General features: G+C 42.1%; 8 protein-coding genes. 5 read left to right on the plus strand and 3 right to left on the minus strand.

The window, feature by feature from the left end; genetic code table 11:
• The first annotated feature begins 15 nt into the window (after positions 1-15).
• From RZO55_RS19730 to RZO55_RS19750, 5 genes are read left to right on the plus strand one after another with little or no spacing between them, the layout of a single operon-like run.
• Complete coding sequence (locus RZO55_RS19730; RefSeq protein WP_318065974.1) at positions 16-1,092, plus strand: ABC transporter ATP-binding protein; 1,077 nt, start codon at positions 16-18, stop codon at positions 1,090-1,092.
• Positions 1,085-1,897 carry an ABC transporter permease gene (locus RZO55_RS19735; RefSeq protein WP_318065975.1) on the plus strand — a complete coding sequence of 271 codons (813 nt, stop codon included), beginning with the start codon at positions 1,085-1,087 and terminating at the stop codon, positions 1,895-1,897. Before RZO55_RS19730 ends, RZO55_RS19735 begins: the two co-directional genes overlap by 8 nt.
• Positions 1,897-2,685, plus strand: coding sequence for an ABC transporter permease (locus RZO55_RS19740; RefSeq protein WP_318065976.1), 789 nt, complete (start codon positions 1,897-1,899; stop codon positions 2,683-2,685). The genes RZO55_RS19735 and RZO55_RS19740 overlap by 1 nt, the downstream gene beginning before the upstream one ends.
• A gap of 15 nt (positions 2,686-2,700) precedes the next feature.
• On the plus strand, positions 2,701-3,798 hold the full coding sequence (locus RZO55_RS19745) for an ABC transporter substrate-binding protein (protein ID WP_318065977.1): 1,098 nt from the start codon (positions 2,701-2,703) through the stop codon (positions 3,796-3,798).
• A 24-nt stretch (positions 3,799-3,822) separates the two neighbouring features.
• Complete coding sequence (locus RZO55_RS19750) at positions 3,823-4,161, plus strand: DUF1622 domain-containing protein (protein ID WP_318065978.1); 339 nt, start codon at positions 3,823-3,825, stop codon at positions 4,159-4,161.
• A 49-nt stretch (positions 4,162-4,210) separates the two neighbouring features.
• Here the strand turns inward: RZO55_RS19750 and RZO55_RS19755 are convergent, their stop codons facing one another.
• From RZO55_RS19755 to RZO55_RS19765, 3 genes are all read right to left on the minus strand, one after another.
• Positions 4,211-5,059: a Dam family site-specific DNA-(adenine-N6)-methyltransferase gene (locus RZO55_RS19755; RefSeq protein ID WP_318065979.1), complete on the minus strand. Its 849-nt coding sequence runs from the start codon at positions 5,057-5,059 to the stop codon at positions 4,211-4,213.
• Positions 5,050-6,102, minus strand: a complete 1,053-nt coding sequence (locus RZO55_RS19760; protein WP_318065980.1) for a DNA adenine methylase — start codon at positions 6,100-6,102, stop codon at positions 5,050-5,052. The genes RZO55_RS19755 and RZO55_RS19760 overlap by 10 nt, the downstream gene beginning before the upstream one ends.
• A 94-nt stretch (positions 6,103-6,196) precedes the next feature.
• Positions 6,197-7,291: a GGDEF domain-containing protein gene (locus RZO55_RS19765; RefSeq protein ID WP_318065981.1), complete on the minus strand. Its 1,095-nt coding sequence runs from the start codon at positions 7,289-7,291 to the stop codon at positions 6,197-6,199.
• Between the last annotated feature and the right edge of the window lie 261 nt (positions 7,292-7,552).

The following is a 7,552-nucleotide window of genomic DNA, read 5'->3' on the forward strand; positions in this document are numbered from 1 at the left end:
AGGAGGATAAAGCTCATGGGTCAGCCACTCATCGATTTACGCAACATTTCTAAAAGCTTTGACGGAACGATGGTTCTTGATGATTTGAATCTTTCCGTGAAAGAGAACACATTTGTCACCTTGCTGGGCCCCAGCGGCTGCGGTAAAACAACTACCCTGCGCATCATCGGAGGATTCGAAAGTCCTGACAGAGGTGAAGTTATCTTTGACGGACAGAATATTACCAGTCTGCCCCCTAATAAAAGGCAGCTGAATACGGTCTTTCAAAAGTATGCACTATTTACCCATATGTCTATTGCGGAGAATATTGCATTTGGCTTAAAAATCAAGAATAAATCCAAGTCTTATATTCAGGATAAAATTAAATATGCATTAAAGCTGGTGAACTTGGATGGTTTTGAAAACCGCAGCGTCAGTTCTTTAAGCGGGGGACAGCAGCAGAGAATTGCCATTGCAAGAGCAATTGTCAACGAACCACGTGTCCTGCTGCTTGACGAACCTTTAGGCGCGCTGGATTTAAAGCTTCGCCAGGATATGCAGTATGAGCTGATCCGTTTAAAAAATGAGCTGGGAATCACTTTTATTTACGTAACCCATGACCAGGAAGAGGCATTAACCATGTCCGACACCATTGTTGTCATGAATCAGGGCTATATTCAGCAGATGGGCTCTCCGGAAAACATCTATAATGAACCGGAGAATGCATTCGTGGCAGACTTCATCGGAGAAAGCAACATCGTTCCCGGTATCATGCTTCGGGATGAGCTTGTTCAGATATTCGGCGCTAAATTTAACTGTGTGGATAAGGGTTTCGGGCTTAATAAACCGGTTGATGTGGTAATCAGACCGGAAGATATCGATCTGGTTGCTCCGGAGAACGGAACTCTTACGGGCATAGTGACACATTTAATCTTTAAAGGTGTACATTATGAAATGGAAGTAACTTCACCGGATGGATTCGAATGGCTGGTACACAGTACAGACTTATTCCCTGTTGGACAGGAGGTGGGCATTCATGTTGATCCCTTTGATATCCAGATCATGAATAAGCCTGCATCAGAGGATGAGGAGGCCGTAGGTATCAATGAATAAAAAATTACTGTCCGGACCGTATCTGATGTGGATGATTGGCTTCATTCTGATTCCACTTGCATTGATTGTATTTTACGGACTGACTGACAAAAGCGGGGCTTTCACTCTTTCCAATGTAATCTCAGTGGCGTCGGAAGAACACGCAAAGGCATTGTGGCTTTCCCTGGAGCTCTCCCTGATCAGCACAGTCTTATGCCTGCTGATCGCCTATCCTCTTGCAATGATACTACGTTCCAGAGGTATGGAGCAGGGAAGCTTTATCGTATTTATCTTTATTCTTCCCATGTGGATGAATTTCCTTCTCCGCACGCTGGCATGGCAGACACTGCTGGAGAAAAACGGGGTGATCAATGGAGTCTTATCCGCACTCCATCTTCCAAACCAGGGACTGATCAACACTCCCGGAGCAATCATACTTGGTATGGTTTACAACTTCCTTCCATTTATGGTTCTTCCCATTTATAACGTGCTTATGAAAATTGATGACGATGTGATAAGCGCTGCAAGGGATCTGGGAGCGAATTCTGCTCAGGTGCTGGTCCGTATTCTTCTTCCCTTAAGCTTACCTGGTATTGTAAGCGGCATCACCATGGTATTTGTTCCTGCTCTGACTACCTTCGTAATCTCTAATATTTTAGGGGGAAGCAAGATCCTGTTAATTGGTAATGTAATTGAGCAGGAATTTACAAGAGGCAGCAACTGGAACTTAGGCTCTGGTCTTTCACTGGTCCTCATGATATTTATTCTGATCAGTATGGCGCTCATTGCCAAGTATGATAAAAACGGGGAAGGAACGGTGTTGTAATGAATCGGAAATCAGCTTTTTTAAGACGTTTTATCCAGGATTTTTATCTGGTACTTGTAGTGGTATTCTTATATGCACCCATTGCTACCATGACAGTGTTGTCCTTTAATAATTCAAAATCACGTACACAGTGGGGCGGATTTACGACCAAATGGTATGTAGAACTGTTCTCAAGCAGAACAATTATGGATGCACTTTATACCACACTGCTGATTGCATTTGTATCATCTCTCATCGCAGTAATCATTGGCACTGCAGCAGCCATAGCCATTAACAGTATGAAGCCGTTTCCCCGGTCTCTTCTTATGGGTATCACCAATGTTCCCATGCTCAATGCGGATATTGTAACCGGAATCTCACTGATGCTTGCATTCATAGCATTCGGAATCTCTCTTGGCTTTCAGACCATACTGATTGCACATATTACCTTTAACATCCCGTATGTCATATTAAGTGTCATGCCGAAGTTAAAGCAGACAGATAAAAGTACCTACGAAGCAGCCCTGGACTTAGGAGCTACCTCGCTTACAGCATTCTTTAAGGTAGTATTCCCGGATATTCTTCCAGGTGTACTTTCCGGATTTCTGCTGGCATTCACCATGTCTCTGGATGATTTTATAATCACCCACTTTACCAAAGGGGCGGGAATCAATACATTATCAACATTAATTTACAGTGAAGTGCGCAGGGGAATCAAGCCTTCCATGTATGCACTTTCCACAATTATCTTTTTAACGGTGCTGGCTCTGCTTCTTATTACAAACTTTGCACCCAGGAGAAAAAAATAACAGGAGATCAAATAGATGAAAAAAAGAATGAAAACGTTTATTGCAATCAGTGCCCTCACCCTTCTTTCCATATCTGTATTAAGCGGATGCAAAAAATCCGAGACAAAAGCAGGAAGCAGCGGAGAGGTTTATGTATACAACTGGGGGGAATATATTGACGAATCCGTCATTGAGGAATTTGAGAAGGAAACAGGAATTAAGGTTGTTTATGATCTGTTTGAAACAAATGAAGAGATGTACCCTGTCATTGAAGCAGGCGGCGTTAAATACGATGCAGTCTGCCCTTCTGACTATATGATTCAGAAGATGGCACAGAACAACCTTCTTGCTGAAATAAACTTTGACAATATTCCTAATATTAAAGAAATCGATCCAAAGTACATGGAGATGTCAAAGAGCTTTGACCCGGAAAATAAATATTCCGTGCCCTACTGCTGGGGAACCGTAGGAATCCTTTACAATACCAGTATGGTGGCAAAGGAAGATGTTCCAGCCAAATGGTCAGATCTGTGGGATGAAAAGTTCAAAGACAACATTCTGATGCAGGACAGTGTCCGGGATGCATTTATGGTTGCCTTAAAATCTCTGGGATATTCTATGAATACCACCAACGAGCAGGAAATTAATGAGGCAAAAGAGCTCCTAATTAAGCAAAAACCGCTGGTTCAGGCTTATGTGATCGATCAGGTCCGTGATAAGATGATCGGAGGCGAAGCTGCTGTAGGCGTTATCTATTCCGGCGAAATGCTTTATATCCAGAATGAAGTGAAGGATCTTGGTCTGGATTATTCTCTGGAATACGTGATTCCGGAGGAAGGAACCAACCTTTGGCTTGATTCCTGGGTAATTCCCGCCAATGCTCCCAACAAGGAAAATGCTGAAAAGTGGATTAACTTCATGTGCCGTGCGGATATCGCAAAGAAGAACTTTGAATACATCACTTATCCTACACCTAACAAAGGCGCTTTTGACCTTCTCGATTCGGAATTAAAGAACAACAAGACTTTATTCCCAGATGAAGATATGTTAAAGAACAGCGAAGTATATCAGTACCTGGGAGATGATGCAGACAGTCTCTTTAACAATGCATGGAAAGAAGTGAAATCTAATTAACCGATATCAGGCAGAGGGGAATTTATGGTAGAAAATTTGGAGCTTTTGCTGCGGCAGGTCGTAGATATGGCGATTCTACTCTTTGAATTTATGGGAGTCATTGTCATTATCGTATCCGGGATAAAAGGAATTATTAACTATGTCAAGCACAATCCTGCCATACGGCTGAATCTTGCCCAGGGTATGGCACTGGGACTGGAGTTTAAACTTGGAAGTGAGATCTTACGAACTGTGGTTGTACGTGAGCTTTCCGAAGTGGTTCTGGTTGCCGCCATCATTGTTCTGAGGGCTGCACTCACCTTTTTGATACATTGGGAGATTAAGGTGGAGAAAGAGTCGGAAAAACAGAAGCAGATAAAATAGGAATGAAAAAGCGGATCCTCTGAATCGAATAATCAGAGCTTCCGCTTTTTTAATAGTTAGTTATAAGCACTTCAACCGTAACGGCATCCCGTTCTTTAAACTGATAATTACAGTTAGAATAGGTCTTATCAATATAATGGATCCGGTACTTCCGGCTCCATTCAATCAGCAGTTCATTGGACAGTCCCTTATGATAAAATACATTGGACAGAGCAAAACGGATTCCATTGTGATTCAGTCTGTCAAGCAGGTCTAACAGTTCCCGCTCTTCCTTATCCTTCCAGTCCTTAAATCCCCGGTTACCATCATTATAATTCCCGGTGGAAATGAGATAGGGAGGATCGCAGTACACCAAGTCTTCCGGTCCAAGCTTCGAATAATCCAGTTCCGTAAAATCCTTGTTGGTAAACTGAATATTCTTTTTCTGAAGCGCCTGACAAAACCGGGTCAGATTCCTCTCAATATTGCTGTTAAAGGAACTTCGGTTTCTCCCAAAGGGAGAATTAAATTCATGGCTGTTATTAAACCGGATCTGGTGATTGAACGCATAACAGGTCAGAACAAAGAGCTTTGTTAAATCATGGGTTTGGTTATAATCAGACCGAAGTGCATAATACCCGTCTTTATTCTGCTGGGTCAGCTGATAGGTACTGATAATGTCTCTGATGCGCTCCAGCAGTTCACGGATATCAGTGGCCTGAAACATCTGAAACATCTCAATCAGATAATTAATCTGATCATTGCAGATAATCGTCTCAGCCTCTGCATTAATCCCTATATTAAACCCTCCCGCAAACACATCCACAAATGTCCGGATGTCCGCTGGAAAAGCCTGAAAAACGGGTTCCAGAATCTTAAACTTTCCTCCTGTATAGTTAAGAGGACTTTTTATGTACATGGCGGCACCTGCTTTTCTATGTATACCAGAAGCTCTTTTAAACGTTCTGTTTCCTTAACCTTCCGGCTCTTGTATCTGCGGTAAGGAATCTCATATACCTGATAAGTCTCCGGCTTTCCATATTTCTTCATAACCGCTTCTATCTCTTCCATTGACATCAGTCCATCTGTACTGTAACTCAGTATAATATGACGGAATCTGGCATGAAAAAGCAGTTCCTCAAAGGCAGGAACTGCCTTGTTTTTCATACAAAACTCGGATTTCTGACCTTCTTCCTCCGGTCTCTGCCCTGTAACCCCCCGGACTTCGGGGTAATCATATCTGGCAGCAGTCTCCAGCACGTGGTAATTGGAAAAATACTGTCTGGAATTGTAGGGCGGATCAATATACAGGATATCGCCCTCCAGCCGCTTTAATAAATCCGATCCATTCTCATTGTAACACCGGTTCTCTTTCCCGTTATGGATAACCGGCAGGCGGTAAAGCTCATAATGCTTATAGCTTCTTCTCTCCCATGACTTATGAAAGGCGCCGTATGTTCCCGAAGTGTTGGATACGAAGGGGATGCCCTCTACAATACATGCCACCAGATAGAAATACTCGTCCTCACTTAAAAGCCCCGCAGCCTTCCAGTCCTCAACGGTACAGCGCGCAAAATCAATACGCAGGGCATTATCATCATTTAAATACATACGGTCACCGGATGGCGCATATGTATTCTGAAAAAAACGCCGCTTTACAGGCAGTACTTCCAGATCATTTTTCTGTGTGCCATTAAAGTAATCCAAAGGATCATCTATTCCAGTCTCTGCCTTAAGGCGCTTAAATTCCGGCATCTGGTCGTTTTCAACGGTTGCCCGCTGAAGCACATAAGAAAAGTACAGCAGGTCATTGGAACAGACCTGGTACCACTGTTTAAAATATCTGGCAACCGCAGCGGTTCCAGAAAATATATCACAAAAGCTTTTCGCTTCCGGTGCTTTCTCATCAATTACACTCTTAATCTGATCCAGCAGCAGTGTCTTGCTTCCAATAAATCTCATTCTTTTCTTGCTCCCATTTCATTTTACCTGCCTATCATTATAATGTAAAATGACAAAAAACACAAGAAAAGATACACTGGCTGTTCTGGCTTTCTTAAGACTGGAATTTTTTCTGCTTTCGAATCCTTTTTAACCGGTACATTTTATCATCCGCTATTTTTAAGGCCGTCTCCGGCAGCAGATTCATCTCTTTTTTTATGCAGATAATTCCGAAGCTGACAGACATGGGAAAATCGGCTGAGATATTTGAAAGATTCCTGTTCACCGCAGCCATCTGTTTTCCAACCTCGCTTTCCGATACCCCCCGGTAGAGAGCCACAAATTCATCCCCTCCAAAGCGGCAGATGAAATCTCCCTCTCCTATGGTTTTCTTTAATTCCTGTGATACGCATTTTAAATATTTATCTCCGTTTAAATGACCAAACTGATCATTAATTGTCTTTAATCCATCCAGGTCAATCATACACAATGCAAATGAACATTCATCCTTAATATAATCATCAATGGTGCTGATACAGCATCTCCGGTTATTCAGTCCAGTCAGTTCATCTTTATATGCCATTACTTCCAAATATGCCTCCGTTTCTTTTTGAAATGTCACATCCGTAATAAGATGAATAACCGCTTTCGTGTTTTCCCACTGCAGCGGATGTGATACCACCTGAAAAAATTTCTGTTTGCTGCATTGATACTCGAATTTATATTTGTGTTTTATTTCATTTGGTGACTGCAGGCGGTCCATCAGTCCGCACCCATCTTCACAGTAAAACTGCCCGGTTTGCTGATTATAAAACCGCTTTTTAAAAAGATTGTTAGTAAAAAGGATTTCACCAGTCTTTTCCTCTGTTACAACAACCCAGTCCTTTAAACTGTTAATAATAGCCAAAAGCAAAGAACTGAAGCCTTTATTTCTAACTGCCTGCTCTCTCAGTTTCCGTTCTCTTACTTCCAGCTGATTCAGTCTCTCTGCCAGAAAATTATCCTGTTCAGACAAAGACTCAATCTCTTTTTCTTCTGCCAGATCCTTTATAAACCGGTTCATTTCCATCATACATCTGGAAAGATAAGAAACCGTCTCCTGAAGCTCCTTAAATACTGGCGCTTCTCCCTCCAGTTCTCCCACGGCCGGTTTATTTAAAATAATACTCCGAATCTGATCAAGAAGAACATAAGCATCTTTTTCCGTCATTTAATACACCTTCAATCATGAGTTGGCACTTGGTTTCAGCTTAAACTGGCTGATCAGCTCCATTTCCTGAGATATTTCTGACACTGATAAGAATTGCCTATTGCCCTTTTCATTGATACCCTTTCCATATTTTTGTACCGGAATTCAACCGGCCCCCTTTCGTTGTTACTCAGTACGGTTACATCGTTCTAATATTTGATAAATATAACCATATTTGCATGTATTTTCATATATTTTCTGTCACAAAGGTGTACCTTTCTA

Source organism: Clostridium boliviensis (assembly GCF_033342255.1).
Taxonomy (GTDB): domain Bacteria; phylum Bacillota; class Clostridia; order Lachnospirales; family Lachnospiraceae; genus Lacrimispora; species Lacrimispora boliviensis.